Annotated in this window: 17 protein-coding genes and 1 pseudogene; all 18 read left to right on the forward strand. The window is 29.3% G+C overall.

The genetic code is table 11. The features are described from left to right. Positions 1-220 precede the first annotated feature (220 nt). The gene (locus tag KLA_RS11005; protein ID WP_034645843.1) at positions 221-1,450 is read left to right on the forward strand and encodes a S41 family peptidase; all 1,230 of its coding nucleotides are present in this window, start codon (positions 221-223) and stop codon (positions 1,448-1,450) included. 162 nt (positions 1,451-1,612) lie between these two features. Next, a complete protein-coding gene (locus tag KLA_RS11010; RefSeq protein WP_034645844.1) occupies positions 1,613-2,428 on the forward strand; it encodes a hypothetical protein in 816 nt (271 codons plus the stop codon). Between the two features lie 108 nt (positions 2,429-2,536). Next, positions 2,537-3,298, forward strand: a complete 762-nt coding sequence (locus KLA_RS11015; RefSeq protein ID WP_034645845.1) for a DJ-1/PfpI family protein — start codon at positions 2,537-2,539, stop codon at positions 3,296-3,298. A 169-nt stretch (positions 3,299-3,467) separates the two neighbouring features. Further along, positions 3,468-4,082 carry a hypothetical protein gene (locus KLA_RS11020; RefSeq protein WP_051456093.1) on the forward strand — a complete coding sequence of 205 codons (615 nt, stop codon included), beginning with the start codon at positions 3,468-3,470 and terminating at the stop codon, positions 4,080-4,082. Positions 4,083-4,306: 224 nt separating this feature from the next. After that, positions 4,307-5,245, forward strand: coding sequence for a DUF2185 domain-containing protein (locus KLA_RS11025; protein WP_051456094.1), 939 nt, complete (start codon positions 4,307-4,309; stop codon positions 5,243-5,245). Between the two features lie 157 nt (positions 5,246-5,402). Then, the gene (locus tag KLA_RS11030; protein WP_034645847.1) at positions 5,403-6,128 is read left to right on the forward strand and encodes a hypothetical protein; all 726 of its coding nucleotides are present in this window, start codon (positions 5,403-5,405) and stop codon (positions 6,126-6,128) included. A gap of 149 nt (positions 6,129-6,277) precedes the next feature. Then, positions 6,278-7,087 carry a leucine-rich repeat domain-containing protein gene (locus KLA_RS11035; protein WP_034645849.1) on the forward strand — a complete coding sequence of 270 codons (810 nt, stop codon included), beginning with the start codon at positions 6,278-6,280 and terminating at the stop codon, positions 7,085-7,087. 82 nt (positions 7,088-7,169) lie between these two features. Further along, positions 7,170-7,535 carry a DUF2750 domain-containing protein gene (locus KLA_RS11040; RefSeq protein ID WP_034645851.1) on the forward strand — a complete coding sequence of 122 codons (366 nt, stop codon included), beginning with the start codon at positions 7,170-7,172 and terminating at the stop codon, positions 7,533-7,535. 155 nt (positions 7,536-7,690) lie between these two features. After that, the gene (locus KLA_RS11045; RefSeq protein WP_034645853.1) at positions 7,691-8,365 is read left to right on the forward strand and encodes a DUF4253 domain-containing protein; all 675 of its coding nucleotides are present in this window, start codon (positions 7,691-7,693) and stop codon (positions 8,363-8,365) included. 61 nt (positions 8,366-8,426) lie between these two features. Then, complete coding sequence (locus KLA_RS17835) at positions 8,427-8,528, forward strand: DUF4259 domain-containing protein (protein WP_084470716.1); 102 nt, start codon at positions 8,427-8,429, stop codon at positions 8,526-8,528. 128 nt (positions 8,529-8,656) lie between these two features. Beyond that, positions 8,657-8,777: pseudogene (locus tag KLA_RS17975) on the forward strand (DUF1275 family protein); the annotation flags it as partial. Between the two features lie 279 nt (positions 8,778-9,056). Further along, a complete protein-coding gene (locus KLA_RS11050) occupies positions 9,057-9,512 on the forward strand; it encodes a membrane protein (protein ID WP_034645856.1) in 456 nt (151 codons plus the stop codon). A gap of 216 nt (positions 9,513-9,728) precedes the next feature. After that, positions 9,729-10,439 carry a DUF3592 domain-containing protein gene (locus tag KLA_RS11055; RefSeq protein ID WP_034645858.1) on the forward strand — a complete coding sequence of 237 codons (711 nt, stop codon included), beginning with the start codon at positions 9,729-9,731 and terminating at the stop codon, positions 10,437-10,439. A gap of 80 nt (positions 10,440-10,519) precedes the next feature. Beyond that, complete coding sequence (locus KLA_RS11060; RefSeq protein ID WP_034645860.1) at positions 10,520-10,972, forward strand: hypothetical protein; 453 nt, start codon at positions 10,520-10,522, stop codon at positions 10,970-10,972. 13 nt (positions 10,973-10,985) lie between these two features. Beyond that, complete coding sequence (locus tag KLA_RS11065; RefSeq protein ID WP_034645862.1) at positions 10,986-12,257, forward strand: hypothetical protein; 1,272 nt, start codon at positions 10,986-10,988, stop codon at positions 12,255-12,257. Next, positions 12,257-13,996, forward strand: coding sequence for a WG repeat-containing protein (locus KLA_RS11070; RefSeq protein ID WP_034645864.1), 1,740 nt, complete (start codon positions 12,257-12,259; stop codon positions 13,994-13,996). The genes KLA_RS11065 and KLA_RS11070 overlap by 1 nt, the downstream gene beginning before the upstream one ends. 2 nt (positions 13,997-13,998) lie before the next feature. Continuing rightward, positions 13,999-14,847, forward strand: a complete 849-nt coding sequence (locus tag KLA_RS17630; protein WP_051456095.1) for an SH3 domain-containing protein — start codon at positions 13,999-14,001, stop codon at positions 14,845-14,847. A 62-nt stretch (positions 14,848-14,909) separates the two neighbouring features. Further along, on the forward strand, positions 14,910-15,614 hold the full coding sequence (locus KLA_RS11080; protein WP_034645866.1) for a hypothetical protein: 705 nt from the start codon (positions 14,910-14,912) through the stop codon (positions 15,612-15,614).

The raw sequence follows: 15,614 nt of genomic DNA on the forward strand, positions 1-15,614 counted from the left end.
ACTAACTATAACATTTGGGTAAAATTAGGTGAATACACCCCCAAACTTCATAAATAATTATAATTAATAGTATAAACACAAAACTATATCTTACCATATACGTTTTTTTATTTGGGTTTAGCTTTAAAGTATTGCTGTAATTTTATAAAAGATATTTGTTATATTAGTTACGTAAACACCTAACAAACAGCTTATAAAACGTTTGTTATAAATAACCAAAATGAAAAAAACAACATTACTATTTGTACTAATTAGTAGCTTAATTACTACCGGTTTTTCACAAAACAAAGATTGCAGTTGCAAGACTGATTTAACTTTTTTGGACAGCAAAATAAGAAAAACACCGGCTTATAAAATTAACAAAAAGGCATACCACGCTTCCTATTCAAAAATTGCAAAAGAGGTAACCTCCATAAATTCAATTTTTGATTGCCATTTACTACTTAATAAACTTTTAATTTCTTTAAACGATAACCATAGCAGAGTTTATAGCGCTAACCCTGGAGCAACAGATAAAGTAAAATTAAATTCTGAAAAGTTATTAGAATTTAAAAAAACAGCGCTCTATAATAGCTACCCACAACCAAATATAGATTTAGACAGTTTGCAAGTAGCATTAAGCAGCAAAACAAAAATGAATGTAGAAGGTATATATACCAGAGAAAATTATATGACTATTGGTGTCTACAAAATTAATGGACACTATAACGCCATTATTTTAAATTCGGAATCTGATGTTTGGCAAATAGGTGAGGTTATTTATACGCTAATACCTTTTGGAAATAATTATTTATTAAACATTGGCGGAAGCATTTCATCTAAACGACTAATTGCATATACCGAAAGAATAGAAGATGGTTTTTTTTATTTTATGGGCTTTAAAAAAAATATAGCAGAAAAAAATTATCACCAAAAAACGCTATCTGAAGATACCTACTACCGTGAAGAACTATCAGATAAAATTACGTATTTAAGAGTTGGGAGTTTTAGCTCTTGGAACAAAACCCTTATTGATGCAGAAAAATTTTACAAATCTTTAGAAGGAAATTTAAACAAAAAACACTTAATTATTGATTTAAGAAACAATGGAGGTGGCGGCAACAGAAATTCTAACATTTTATATGAGTTAGTAAAAGACTATGCTAAACAAAATAAAGTTTATGTACTTATTAATCATAAAACTGTGAGTAATGCAGAGCAATTTGCACATAAACTTAGTAAGTTAGAAAATTGCCTACTATTTGGCCAAAGAACTAATGGAACACTAGCTTATGAAATAAAAGATAGCAATTACACCTTACCTTGTACCAATTTTATAGTTTCATTAACCTCCAAAAAACATTCAAAATATATTGAATATGAATCTGTAGGAATTAAACCAAATGTTTTGTTAGATATTAAAACAGATTGGATTAAACAATTAAAAACCTACATTAACAAGAATAGCTAGGGCTAGAGAAATTATGGCTTAACATAGTTATAGTGCAGGATTTTTTTTAAAAATTGTAAGAAGATATAATATATGCACTTATCTAACTAAATTGGCGGAATAAATATTGTAAGTTGCGTTTATTTTATAGTTATGCGTCATTAAGAAAAAATCCAGAAATAAATGAAAATTGAGAAATATAACCAACGACTTCTCGCTGTTTTAGGAACAGTAGGAGTGATTTTTTTGATAGTTGCTTTAATAGCTTTTATATCAATAACGATTATGGAACATCGAAGATACGATGATGACGTTGAAACTGGAATTTTATCTGATGAAAAAATTGAAGAGTTACAAAAAGAAAATAAACGAGAACAAGTAATCTCATATGAAAATCCAAGATTAATCGATACAATCAATTCTGTTTATATTATTCCAGTATCGCATAAAACATTGAATGAACAAGAAGATATAAGCGGACTTTTGAATTTAAATAAATCATCATCAAGTTATAAACCATCAGATACGAGATATTCACGACAATATTACGGAGCATTTAATAATTTGATTGTTTATAATCCAAAAAACGGAATGAATAAAAAACTCTTTGACAAAAGAGTGAATTTCAATTTAATCAAGACCGAATATTTTGAAGACGATATTTTACTCTTAATGAACGTTTCCGAAAAGGATACTTACAAAGATGGCGTAATCAATCTCAAAGATTTTAAATCACTTTATGTTTATTCTTTGACAAAAAAGGAATTGAAAAAAGTAGGAATTGAAGGAATGGACGTTTTCAATTTTAAGTTCCTTAATAACGAAAAGAACTTGACAATTCAATTTGGTGTTGATAAAAATAAAGATGGACAATTTGAAGAATACAATGAACCAACTTTAATAAAAAGATTTGATTTTAATAGTGGAAAATTGACAGACATTATAGATGAAAAAATCAGCTCTGAATTACAAAAAACATTAGAAGGAACTAAAAAATAACGAACGCAAAACAATGTCTATAAGTAATTACTTGTTCTCGCCTACTTCTGAAAAACGGTGCAACTACTCATATCCGATACCGTTAGGCCATTTGAGAAAAAAAGAACTATGAATAAAATTTTGACCATATTATTAATCTTTTTTTTAGTTATTTCCTGTAAAAAGAATAACGAAAAAAAGAAAATTCTTTTCATTACTACGAATGTCAATGAAATGAAAAATGAACCAAATGGAACTTACCTAATTGAATTAGCAATTCCCTTTAATAAATTCTCTCAAAAAAAATTTGAAATTGATATTGTATCACCTAAAGGTGGTGAAATTCCAATATACCACAGCGGAGACACAACCAGTTTAGTAAAAGCAGTTATCAAAAGTGAATTATTCCAAAATAAGACAAAGAATAGTTTAAAACCAACCGAAATTAATCCAAAAGAATATTTAGGTATAATTATTCCTGGCGGATATGGACAATTTTGGGATACGCATAAAGATGTAGATATTCTTAGAGTGATATCAGAAATATATGATAATGGAGGAATTATTGGAACAATAGGCCACGGAACAGCGACACTTATTGATGTGAAATTGAATTCAGGAGAATATTTAGTAAAAAACAAAACAATGACAAGCTTTCCTACGTGGAATGAAAAGAACATTATGGAACAATCCGACTTTGGAAAGTTATTGCCTTATGATATGGAAACGGAATTGCTAAAAAAAGGTGCAAACTTAAAAGTGTATAATCACGAAAGAAAAATAAATTATGAAATTGTAGATTCTGAAAACAGATTGATAACTGCTTCTTTTGCTAATAGTGGAAAGTTTGTTGCAGACGAAGTTTTGAATTTGATAAATAGAAAAGAATAAAACGACTTACAGCACCGCATAAAATTAATTGCTAGTTCTAGCCTACTTACGAATCCCGAAGCGTCGGGACTAGCGGATTTTCTATTCGGTTTTTATTTGCTAAATTACGTGCTAAACCACGCAACGCAGCATATACAAAACCGTTTCCACACATTACAAAAAGGATAAAATGGGAATATTTGACATCTTTAAAAAAGAAAAATCAAACTCAAACTCTACAACTGAAAATGGAATTTTAGGACCTACTTTTCTTGAAGAAAATGTTGAACATATTTCTAACCCAAAGGAATTACATTCTCACGAATGGAGACGTAAACTTAAATCAAAAACTGGAGAAACATTTTTCGAAATCAAGTATTATGGACAACTTCACTCTGATTACAAAAACTTAATCGTAGAAACTGACTTTGCTCCTGCTAAAATTGTTGCAGTTAATATAAGTGACAAAATGGAATACTTATTATTTGACGGATGCGAACACGGATATAACGCTATGTTTTGTGACAAATATTCTGACGAACAAGTAAATAATAGAATTCCTGATAAAATATACAATGACGAAAAAGGAAATAGCAAATTCGAATTGTTTATTTCAACTTATAACGGAATTGACTATGAAGACGAATTTAGAGATGAAGTTGACTTAAATGGAGAAATAGAATTAGTTAACGGACGAAAAGTTGACTTTGAAAAGGTAAAACGCAATGGATTTGACACATTACAAATCTGGGGTATTGACAAAAATGGAAATAAAATAGAAATAGTTTCAGAGGAATTAGCTTAAAAAAAAACGTGTGGTAACAACATCTATGCGATAATGCGGATTTCGGGATTAATCAAAAAGTCCTCGCCTATTTGGTTTGTCGCCAAAGATTTAAATTTAGTATTTTAAAAAATATAAAAAGAAAACATAAACTTTGGCTAAGTGCTTAATAGAAAGTTCACTACTTTTAATTCCCGTACTAACATTAGCCGAGACGTTAGCCTTAATTAGAGAAAAAACCAGAAATGATATTCAATAATATAAAAAGAAAACAAGCAGTAAAAGACTTTTTTGAATATGTAGAATCTGAATTATTAACTAATGAAGAAAATTCAGATGTCATTAATGGTGTAAAAAAACAGCTTAAAAAAGGATTAGAACTAATAGAAAATAATGAATGGGGAATCGCTTTTGAAAACCTTTCATCAGAATTAGTTGAACATTACATTATAGTTGATAGAAAAGGAAATGATTTAGTAAAAAAAGTAATTAAACTCTGTAAACTAAACAAAAAATGGGAATTTGATTTAAGGAGAATAAATTCAATTGGGTACAAAATGGGAAGTTGGAAATTAACTGACTCTGAAAAATTAGCAAAAGAAAATATATACACATTTTACAAACCAAGCAGAGAAATATTAAATAACCTTAAGGTTGGTAATATCGTGAAACTTACGTTTGAATTTGAGTCTTCTAATCCTGAGCATCCAGGAGCAGAAAGAATGTGGGTTGAGATTACAGAAATTAATAAAGGAAAGTTTATAGGAACTTTGGATAATCATCCATTTTATCTTCACGAATTATATGCAGGAGACGAAATAGAATTTGAGTATAAGCATATAATCGACCACGATTTAGGATTATCTGAACCGAATTTGGTAGACAAATATTACGACAGATGCTTTGCTACAAATAAAGTATTGTATGAAAATGCACCAATCAACTACATTTACAGAGAAGAACCAATGGAAGTGGATAAAGAAAGAGATTATGTAGATACTGGTTGGAGAATATTATCAGGAGACGAATCTGATGAATATATGGAAGATTTAGAAAATATTAGTTTGGTTTCTGTTGGTTCGGTTTTGTCAAGAGATGATTCTTTTATTGACTTACTCGAATCTGAAGTTGGAACAAGTTTTGAACGGAATGAAAATGGAATATTTGAAAAAATTAACGAATAATAACTAAGGCTAACACCGCATAAAATTTATTGCTAGTTCTAGCCTACTTACGAATCCCGAAGCGTCGGGACTAGCGGATTTTCTATTCGGTTTGTATTTTGCTAAATTAGGTGCTTAAAACACGCAACTAATCTTATACAATCACGTTGGCAAACATTTGAAAAAGACCTTTGAACATAACAACAAACTTCTAAAAATCCTCTTGAGGGAGAATATTTATTTTGTTATTGGTTTGACAATTATAGCACCTATTTATTATTATCTGAAAAAAGTAGAGCAATTTGTTTTGGACTTTTTGTTTGTCAAAATAATGTCTGTGTTTTTCTTAATCTATAATCTACCGAATTTCATTATTTATTTTAACTATTACAAAGAAAATAAGAATACGAAAATTAAGATTGACACAGAAAACAACAGCATCGGAATTGTCAAAAACGGAGTATCAAAACAATATGAAATAACGGAAATAAAATCTTCAATTTATCATTTAGGAATTTATTACAAAAATCGGATTGACAACGCAATGCGTTGGAAAATGATAAACTCTGACCTTGCATACTGGGATTTAGAATTTAATAATGGAGACAGATATTATATTTCAAACTTAATTGTGGACTTTCTGCACGACGAACCAATTGTGGAGAATACAAAATATAGATTTAGAATGTTTCAATACATTAACAAATCTGATTCTAAAGAAGCTTTAACTTTAAAACAAGAATTGGAAAAGCAAAAAGAAAAAAGTCTAACGGAAAAGTTTGTGGAAAAATTTAAAACAAAATCTGAAACGGAATTGAACGAAATTTTGAATAATAAATCTAAATATCAAAAAGAAACTGTAAAAGCAGTTGAAATAATAATAGGAAATAAAAACGTTGGGTAACAACCTGTATAATTAATTGCTTTGGCAAGTGCTTACTTGGGAAATTCCTTCGGAATTTTCTCGCGTTCGTTTTTGTTTACTAAATTAGTTGCTAAAACACGCAACTAATCATATACATCAACGTTGAACTCAATTACAGAAAACTTTAAATGAAGGCACTAATTGTTGGAAAAGACCAGATAGCTGACACCTATTACCCCACCATAGCGGAATTGGATGAAGAGCAAACTTTTAAGGAGTGCGGAGATAAAATCTTGGAAACAAACAACATTTTCATCTCCACTTTAACTATGGATTTTCCTTCAGGCACTTCTTTAAAAAGAAGAAAGGAAATTGATGAACAATGGAAAGAAAAACTACCGCAACTTAGCCATATAAAAAGACTAAACCTTAGACATAAAGTAGACCAAGATTACTTTGATGTTATATGCAAAATGAAGAATTTAGAAGTTTTAAACATTTGGTCTTCTACCGTTACAGACATCGGATCAATTAAAAAACTAACGAAACTGAAAGCCTTGTATCTAAGTAATTTTTCAAGACTAGAAGATGTTTCACCATTAATTGAATTAAAATCATTAGAGAGTCTTTCAATTCTCGCGTCTTTTAAAGTTGCTAATTATGAATTAATTGGAAAAATGAAATGGTTAAAATCCTTGGAGCTTGGCGGGGACACATTTGCTCCAAAAAATTTAATACTACATAGTCTTGAACCTTTTACAAACTTAAATGAATTAATTGAACTTGATATGTCCTGTGCATCAATAAGAGACAAAAATTACAAACCAATTTTAGAACTCAAAAAACTAAAAAGACTTGATGCACACTGGAGAATGAAAAACCAGGAAAGGGAACTCCTGCAAAGTGAGCATCCATCACTACAATCTGGGTTCTTTGTTGCTTACGATTTTGTTAAAAATGAATTTAAAAATGGAATTGAATGGTGGATAGAAAAATAAGAACTGATTTTCGGCCACATAATAGTCATTAATCGTTAAAGTTTCATTCCGTTTCTCCTTAAAGTACCCTAAAAAATTAAATATGTCACAATCTGCATCACAAGCCGCAATATTTTATAGAGATGTTGAGTCATCTAAAAAAGTATGGACTATAAAAGATAGCGGAGGTTTTCCTGCGCCAAAAAATAGAGACGGTATTAGAGCTATGCCATTTTGGTCTAGCAAATCTAGAGCAGAAATAATTATTAAAACAGTTAAGGCTTATGAAGGTTTTGAGCCCGTAGAGCTAGATTTAAATACGTTTTACAATTACTGGTTAAAAATATTAAAATCTCATAAACAACTAGTAGGCATAAATTGGAGCGGAAAAAAAGCTGTTGGTTATGACATACCGCCAGAACACGTAATAAATTGGATTGATAAGATTAGAGATACTAAAAACATTTAATTTGTGTATTAATTTTAACCCAAGTACAAATTAAAATAGCGTATATTAAGTTACTTTTAGTAATTGCTAATTGCAAAAACAAAAGCATCAATAATAGCTTTAATTTATAGGGCCTTACCACTTTTATACCATTACAAAGCAGTATTTATAAAATTATGAAACAATTTATATACGCATTACTCGTATTCTCCTTGATTGGTTGCAAACAAAATTCAACAGTTTTTTCTGAACCTGAGCTATTATTGTTTAAAAATATAGGGTTTAACAAAGAGGTTTTTATTGATTTGAAAAAAGCAACTACTGAAGATTTTTTTCGGTTTGAAATATCTGAACCTGGTTATGTTATAAACAAAAATGGAACAGAAAGCAAAACTGGAATTGAACAGTTAAACGGAATTTCATTTAAAATATCAGAAAATAGAGCATACCAAATTATACTAGAAAATAAAGCAATATTAAAAAGCAAAGGGTATCAACTGTTTTTATCAGAAAGCGGATATCAAAGTCCTTCAACTGTATCTGTAATTAAATCTACAGACAAATTTGATATTCTTAGAGTTCAGAAAACAGATGGAATTAACTTTGATATAGATAACAATGATGTTATAGAAAAACTTAAGGTTTGGGACAAGAATTATGGCATTGAAATATTAGGAGCCGATTATGATTGGGTTGCTTTAACTTTTAATAATAACATTAATGATGCTGCTGCCTTTGCTGCAGAAGTTTATGATTTTTGTCCGGATTCTGTAGACCAAGGAGTTGGGGAATTAAGTGAACTTGAAAGAATAATTAGAGATGAAAAACAACTTTTTTTGTGGTGGGATTAAAACAATAGAGAACATATTTTTTTATAGATTGTAAAAAATTTAACTACACTAAAAACAGAATATGGCAGCTTGGGGCTATGGAGTATTTGATGACGATACTGCATATGATTTTATCGATGAAATAATAACAGGTACGAAAACATTTTTAAATCTTGATTTTTAAAATACAATTAAATTTGATTATTTGAAATATGAACTACTTTACCCCTAAATGGAAAGGGAACATAGAGCACTTAATTAATAGATTTAAGTAAACTTTGCACCTTATAATTTACCCAAATACAAGAGGGTTTGTTTTTTGCAATGGGACTTCAAAACTCATTTGTAACTAAAATTTCTAACGCTGTTGTAAGAACTACTCACCTTACAGGCTTATTCACCGATTTAGGAATTGAATTGTCTCAATTGTTTTTTTCTAAATCATATCCGCATCAGAATAAAAATAAAAGAAACTATTAAACTACATATTTATATTATTTCCTTTTTCTTTTTAGGTGGTATATTTGGCGGCTTTTTGTACTCTAAAATGGAGTTTAAACTTAATACTTTATTTTTTCCAGCAATTGTGTTGTTAATGAGTTTATTTTACGATGATTTTAAATGTAGAATAAGAAAACGTATTACTTAACTTAAGTTCAGTATTTTTATTAGCTCTTTTCTGATCTTTGTGTTTGAAGAAAATGCAAAAAATATGAAACCTTTAATTGTACTTTTATCTAGTTTTACAATAATTTTGTTGGTTATAAAAATTATATATAATAAATATGATTTTGCATTATCAGCTAACATAGCAATGTCTGTAATGTTACTATTTACTGCTCTTGGGCATTTTGCATTTACCAAAGGAATGTCTTTAATGATACCCAAATATATTCCCTATAAAGAAACATTTGTTTATTTAACAGGAGTATTTGAAATTATACTAGCCATAAGCCTTCTTATTCCCCGATATAAATATATTTCTGGATGGATATTAATTATTTTTCTTTTGTTAATGTTGCCTGCTAATATTTACGCTTCTTTAAACAAGGTAAACTATCAAAAAGGAACATTTGATGGAAATGGTATTAGTTATTTATGGTTTAGAGTTCCATTACAATTTTTATTTATCATCTGGACCTATATTAGCACTGTTAAATACAATTAAAAAATACAGAACTAAGACTTGTATTACACACTAAAAGCTACACAGCCAACTGACAATACTTTCCACTTTATCAAATATATACTAAACCCACACGAATATATATTTACATAGTAAAGCACTCATATTAAGTACTAAGTTTGCTTTAGTTAGCAGCAATTTGTTGTTGCAATAACACTTGCTGCAACTAAACAGTAATAAATAACTAAACCACAAAAAATGAAAGCAATAAACATTGTTAAGTATGTATTTACAATAATAGGTATTGGTATGCTTGTAGGAGCATTTTTTGCGTTCCAAAGTACCAACAGTTTTTTACAAAATGCTACAGAAACACAAGGTGTTGTTATACAAATGTTAGAGTCGCGCTCTAGCAGCTCGTCAGACAATTCTATAACATACAAACCTGTAGTAGAATTTACAGATAAAAATGGAGAACAGTTTCAGTTTACGTCTACTGTAAGCAGCAACCCTCCTAGTTACAGTGTTAATGAAAAAGTAGATGTAATTTACAATCCAGATGCGCCCAACAAAGCTAAAATAAAAGGATTTTTCTCTCTTTGGGGTTTAAGCACTATACTTGGCGGTATGGGTTTAGTTTTTGCATTAATTGGTTTTGGTATTATAATATCTGGCATTAAGAAAAAGAAAATGCACAACCACCTAAAACTACACGGTACTAAAGTAGAGACAGACTTTCAGAATGTAACCTTAAATACTTCTATTGCTGTTAATGGTAAAAACCCTTTTGTTGTGGTATCACAATGGTTAAACCCTAAAACATCTGAACTTCATATTTTTACTAGTGATAATATTTGGTTTGACCCTACAGACTTTATTAAAACAGAAAAAATAAATGTTTTAATAGACCGCGATAATCCTAAAAAGTATGTAGTAGACTTATCATTTTTACCAAAAGTAGCTGAGTAAAAAAGTCTTCAGGCTTTTTCTCTTAAAAATAACACTGATTAAAATTAGCTTACAAAAGAAAAAAATTAACAGATATAATTATGAAAAAACTAACCGTACTTCTGCTGCTTGTTAGCCTATTTGGACACGCACAAGTAGACTATAAAGGACTTGTAAAGAATATAGAGGATATTACTTTAGAAACTGATATAAAAGCTCATTTTAAAGGCTTACCGTTTACTGAGGAATATGGTGAAATTAAATTTAGTGATGAACGTTTTTTACGTTTTTATGGAGTTTTTGTAGATAAAGTAAAAATAAATACGAGCTATGAAGGCAAAAGAATAACTATGCATTTTTTTGATGAAATATCTAATTTCAACAAACTTAAAACTAAACTAACAGAATTGTATGGTAATCCTAATACTAACCAAAGTAGTAGTTCTGCTTATTACGAGTGGAAAACGGATAACAAAAGCCTAATGCTAAGAGTTAATACCGAAGATGGCTTATTTACAGAATTTGATGAACTGGTAGTAACATTATTCCAATAAAAAATTACACGTAATGAAAAACATAATAACAGTTCTAGTTTTATCAATTTATACAACACTTGTTTCTTGTGATAGTGTTGCTACTCCTAGATATGACTTTGCAGAAGTTAAATCTAGCTCACAAACAAAGGCGTTAATTGCTAAAATGATATTAGAAAACAAAGAAGAAAATATAGATAGCACATCTAGCTTTATAGACCTTACCTTAAAAGGAATGCACTATGCTGGCGTACCTGTAAAAAGTGCCTTAATTACAGATAATTACACGCTACTTACTACAGACACTATTAATACATCTGCTAAAAAATTGCTTGAAGTTTTGGAAGCTGAAAAAGGATTAACAAACCAAACTAACAGCTATAGTGATGATGTTGAATTTGAATGGAAAGATGAAATTGAAAATAAAAAACTAGAAATTAATTTTGTAAACGGCAAACATTTAGCCGCTTTTGGTAATAAAGATTATGGCAAGTTAACTATTACTTACAACCCTGTATACAATAATCCGTTAGCAAAAATACACAGCAAGGTTAAGGTTTTTGAAACGGCACCTAAATACGTATTAAATATTAAGTCGTACAACAGTGTTTTTGATATTAGTATAAATGATGTTAGTATTGCCACAGGTACAGACTCAGATTCTTTTAATTTAAACAACTACATTACTGGTCCAAATTCTTCAATAAAAATAACTGCTAAAACTGAAGATAAAACCATAAAAAAAGAACCAAATACATATTATGAAGATCCTAGTTTTTCAATACAAATTATAGATAACAGTACAAATGAAGTTGTTAAAAGTATAGAAAAAACAAGTATTAGAAATAATATTCCAGTAAACCTTAAAATAGACTTTAACTCCACATTACCATACTACCCAGAAGCTTGGACAAATGGTACAGATTTAAGAAACAGTAAGGATTTAAAAGAAAAAATAATTGCATTATACACCAAATTAGGAAATGCCATTTTAGCAAATGATGAGCAAGCTATTAACGACTTGTTTTATCAAAAAGATTTTGAAACTCAACAGCTAGATTTTGATACTAATTTTGAAACCGCACGTACCAAGTGGAAAGCCTACTTAACTATGTTACTAAATACGTATAAGTACACGTTAGCAAAGGATTTTGATATTGAATTTAATGCTGGTGGTAAATTAATTTATACTTACGCTAAAGACAAATCTGATATGATCATTTTAACCGGCAAAAATTACGATGATGCCTTTAATCATTTTTTATACCAACCTAAAGGTACTAACGAGCTAAAAATAATACGATAATGAAAAAAATACTATATATAATTACGGCACTTTTAGCTATTGTTAGTTGTAACAAAACTCAACCAAAAAACAATACCGAGTTAAATGAGTTTATATCTGCTTTAGACAATAAACCCTTAGATGAAATTAAAGAAGAAGTAAACTCAAATATTAAACAATTTGAGTCTATGGCTAAATTATTTAGTGGCTCTTTTTCTAATGATATTAAAACAATTGACAAAGAAGACGAAAAGTATGAAGAACCTTTTAAAGTAGATACTACAGGGGTACACAAAGCTCTTAATCAGTTTAAAAATGTGACGTTTTCACAAACGTATAGCGATTATAAAAGTGATTTGCAATTTGTAGGTACTAATAATGATAATAAAAACCCTATAAAGCTTGGCCAAGGTGTTACACAAACATTCATACCTAAAAAAATATACTACCATGATGGCGAGGTTCGCACAGATAGTATTGAAGATTATGGGTTAGATTTTCATTTTACTGAAAAATGGGGAAAAGCCAAAGCTATAGACAGCATAGATATTACATTTAAAGTAGATTATATTAAAGATTATGATGTAGTTGAAATTTCATCAGACAACCCAAGAGAACACTATAAAGGAGGAGAAATTAACTTTGTAAAAGCAGAAGGCAATTACGTTTATTTTACATTGAGTGACACAATTGCTCCGCCTATAAAAGTACAAGGCCATAATGAAGAAGGTAAAGTCTTAGATCGCAGCGGATACTCTAACAATGGCGTAGCTCCTGGTGATGAAGAAGATATACTTACAGAAATGTTAGGGTACTTTAAAAAACTACAAAAAAAATTAAACGATGATGATTTTAAAGATACTGCAGAATTACAAGAGTATTTAAAAGACAACCTATCTAGTATAGATTTTTTTAACGATAATGATGGTATTTTCCATAAGCAATATTACTACTATGGTACTGTAAAAAGCGTAAAGTTATTTTTTAAAAAAAATACAAAAACCGAGGAAACAACATTTACAGCATACAACTACCAACCAATTAAAGAAAATGATGCACTAGTTGCTATGCAAACAGAGAATGCAATTGTATTTATAGACAGTAATGGAGAACCAAAAATAACAATACAAGGGGTTGGAGGTTTAGAAAATATAGGAGGTAATTTTTATGAAGATTACAATCACTTTTATCACTTAAATAAAGCTGAAGAAAAATTAGATACACTTTTAGTTTACAGTGTAGAGGCTTTTAGTAACGGCCTTATTGGTATACTACCAGAACAAGAAAATGATTATTATACGCTTGTTACACAAGATAACAAACCAATAGGGTCTAATTTATACTGGCAAATTAAAGAAGTTGGCAATGTGTTATTTGGAATTACTTATGACAACAAATACTACCTGTTAGATGAAAATGCTAATGCAACTCTTCTTCCTAACGTAAACAATATATATAAAAACTTAGCTGATGACAGAATTATGGTTAGTAACACCAACTCTAAAATAGGGTTTATTAATAGTAAGGGCAAATTAGTTATTCCTTTTAAATATACTGATGCTAAAGACTTTGAAGATGGTATTACTGCGGTAGAATTAAATGGTACTTATAAGCTTATTGATACAAATGGAAAAGTATTAGTAGACACTAAAGAAGATGATTTTGACTTTTTAAAAGAAGACGAAAACAAAAAAAGAATTTACAGCTTTAATTATGGTAGAGTAAAGTACAACTACAAAGGGGAATTAATAGAGGAATAAATATGAAAAAAATTGCATTAACCTTTATAATTTTTATTCAAATTATACCTCTTTGCGCTCAAAACAATTTGTTTGTTACTGCCAAGAGTGGCTTAAACGTTAGGGAAAATTCTAGTTTGGACGCTAAAAAAATAGGAAAATTTAATTATGCCGAAAAAGTAGCGGTATTACATAAAACAGACCTATTTTTTGAAGTAACGGACGACGGAAAAAAAATAAAAGGACAATGGTACAAAGTATCTGGTAAGGCTGATAATAACAAAGAGCTTACCGGCTATGTTTTTAGTGGTTTTTTATCCCAGCCAAAACAAAAGGATACGTTTAATTTTCTTCATTATAACGACAATTTTGATTATCCTGTTATAGGAGCCTCAAAAGGAAAATCTTTCTACGGCTTTATTAATACCGAAGAAGGTCGCAGCTATTTAAAAGGAGACAGTATTGAAATTGAATGGGAAACTGGTGTTGTTTATATTGCTGGTGACGGTGACAGAAAACAACTAGCTGATTTTATTGTTACTACTAAAAAAATTAAAAATGGTAAAATTGCTGACTTTAGAGAGGCTTATAAAAAAGAAATAAAATACACTTATACAAATAACTACACGCAAGATTATTTAGATAAGCTTTATCTTGAGGTTGAAAATTATATAGTTAATTCTAAAAATGAATTGATTAAAAAAATAATAGAAGACAAAGAACAGTTAGCCTACAGTATAGAAGAAAAAACAGTAAATGGTAAAGATTTAACTGTAATAGGAATTTATAAATCCTTTGAAGGAAGAACAATTACAATACAATGGCTATCTTATTACCCTAAGTTTCCAAAATTGTATGAGATAGACTTATAAAACTATCATCAATTAAACCAAAGTACTACTACCCATTAACTACTTTTAATAATTTTAGTTTTATGAAATGTGTAATTAGAATTGTATTTTTTTTAATGTCTCTAAGTTTATTTAGTCAAGATTTTAGTGACATTAAAACTAGAATTGGTTTATTAAAAACTACCGCTAATTTTAAGGTAGACTCTACAGGTATTTCTAAAATACCAATACCAACATATTATTGCAACACTAATGACACAGAAAATAATTGGCACGTACAAGACCTAAATAATGATGGCTTAAAAGACCTTATATTTTCAGGAACGTGTCAACCATATCATCAAACAGCAATATTTTTAAATAGTAAAAAAGGATTTCAGTTAGTGTATGATGCTCCTGGTAAAATACTATCAATAACAAGTACTACAAATGGTACAGAAATAAATAGTTACAATCCCAGTTGCTGTTGTGAGTATTATTCTAACTTAATTAAAGTAACTATTAACAATACATCTGCTGTTAAGGAAAGTACAATATCATTTCATGACAAAACAACTATTACAGCATCAAACAAATTATATGCTAAAACAGTATCCGGAATTTTAAGAAGTACACCAGTAGTAGATGATGTTACAAAAAAAGATCCTTGTACAGCTAAAGAAAAAACTGGAAATAGAATAGGAATTGTAGAAAATGAGTCTGCAATAGTTGTAAACCAAGAAAAAAATTGGCTTTTGGTTTTTATTAAACAAAATGGATCCTACGCTGTTGGCTGGATAAAAAAATAA

This window comes from Cellulophaga geojensis KL-A (assembly GCF_000568425.1).
Taxonomy (GTDB): Bacteria; Bacteroidota; Bacteroidia; order Flavobacteriales; family Flavobacteriaceae; genus Cellulophaga; species Cellulophaga lytica.

Excerpts from the sequence above, each read along its gene's own strand:
- KLA_RS11005 (WP_034645843.1), top strand. The coding sequence starts at position 221 with ATGAAAAAAACAACATTACTATTTGTACTAATTAGTAGCTTAATTACT.
- KLA_RS11010 (WP_034645844.1), top strand. The coding sequence starts at position 1,613 with ATGAAAATTGAGAAATATAACCAACGACTTCTCGCTGTTTTAGGAACA.
- KLA_RS11015 (WP_034645845.1), top strand. The coding sequence starts at position 2,537 with ATGAATAAAATTTTGACCATATTATTAATCTTTTTTTTAGTTATTTCC.
- KLA_RS11020 (WP_051456093.1), top strand. The coding sequence starts at position 3,468 with ATGGGAATATTTGACATCTTTAAAAAAGAAAAATCAAACTCAAACTCT.
- KLA_RS11025 (WP_051456094.1), top strand. The coding sequence starts at position 4,307 with ATGATATTCAATAATATAAAAAGAAAACAAGCAGTAAAAGACTTTTTT.
- KLA_RS11035 (WP_034645849.1), top strand. The coding sequence starts at position 6,278 with ATGAAGGCACTAATTGTTGGAAAAGACCAGATAGCTGACACCTATTAC.
- KLA_RS11040 (WP_034645851.1), top strand. The coding sequence starts at position 7,170 with ATGTCACAATCTGCATCACAAGCCGCAATATTTTATAGAGATGTTGAG.
- KLA_RS11045 (WP_034645853.1), top strand. The coding sequence starts at position 7,691 with ATGAAACAATTTATATACGCATTACTCGTATTCTCCTTGATTGGTTGC.
- KLA_RS17835 (WP_084470716.1), top strand. The coding sequence starts at position 8,427 with ATGGCAGCTTGGGGCTATGGAGTATTTGATGACGATACTGCATATGAT.
- KLA_RS11050 (WP_034645856.1), top strand. The coding sequence starts at position 9,057 with ATGAAACCTTTAATTGTACTTTTATCTAGTTTTACAATAATTTTGTTG.
- KLA_RS11055 (WP_034645858.1), top strand. The coding sequence starts at position 9,729 with ATGAAAGCAATAAACATTGTTAAGTATGTATTTACAATAATAGGTATT.
- KLA_RS11060 (WP_034645860.1), top strand. The coding sequence starts at position 10,520 with ATGAAAAAACTAACCGTACTTCTGCTGCTTGTTAGCCTATTTGGACAC.
- KLA_RS11065 (WP_034645862.1), top strand. The coding sequence starts at position 10,986 with ATGAAAAACATAATAACAGTTCTAGTTTTATCAATTTATACAACACTT.
- KLA_RS11070 (WP_034645864.1), top strand. The coding sequence starts at position 12,257 with ATGAAAAAAATACTATATATAATTACGGCACTTTTAGCTATTGTTAGT.
- KLA_RS17630 (WP_051456095.1), top strand. The coding sequence starts at position 13,999 with ATGAAAAAAATTGCATTAACCTTTATAATTTTTATTCAAATTATACCT.
- KLA_RS11080 (WP_034645866.1), top strand. The coding sequence starts at position 14,910 with ATGAAATGTGTAATTAGAATTGTATTTTTTTTAATGTCTCTAAGTTTA.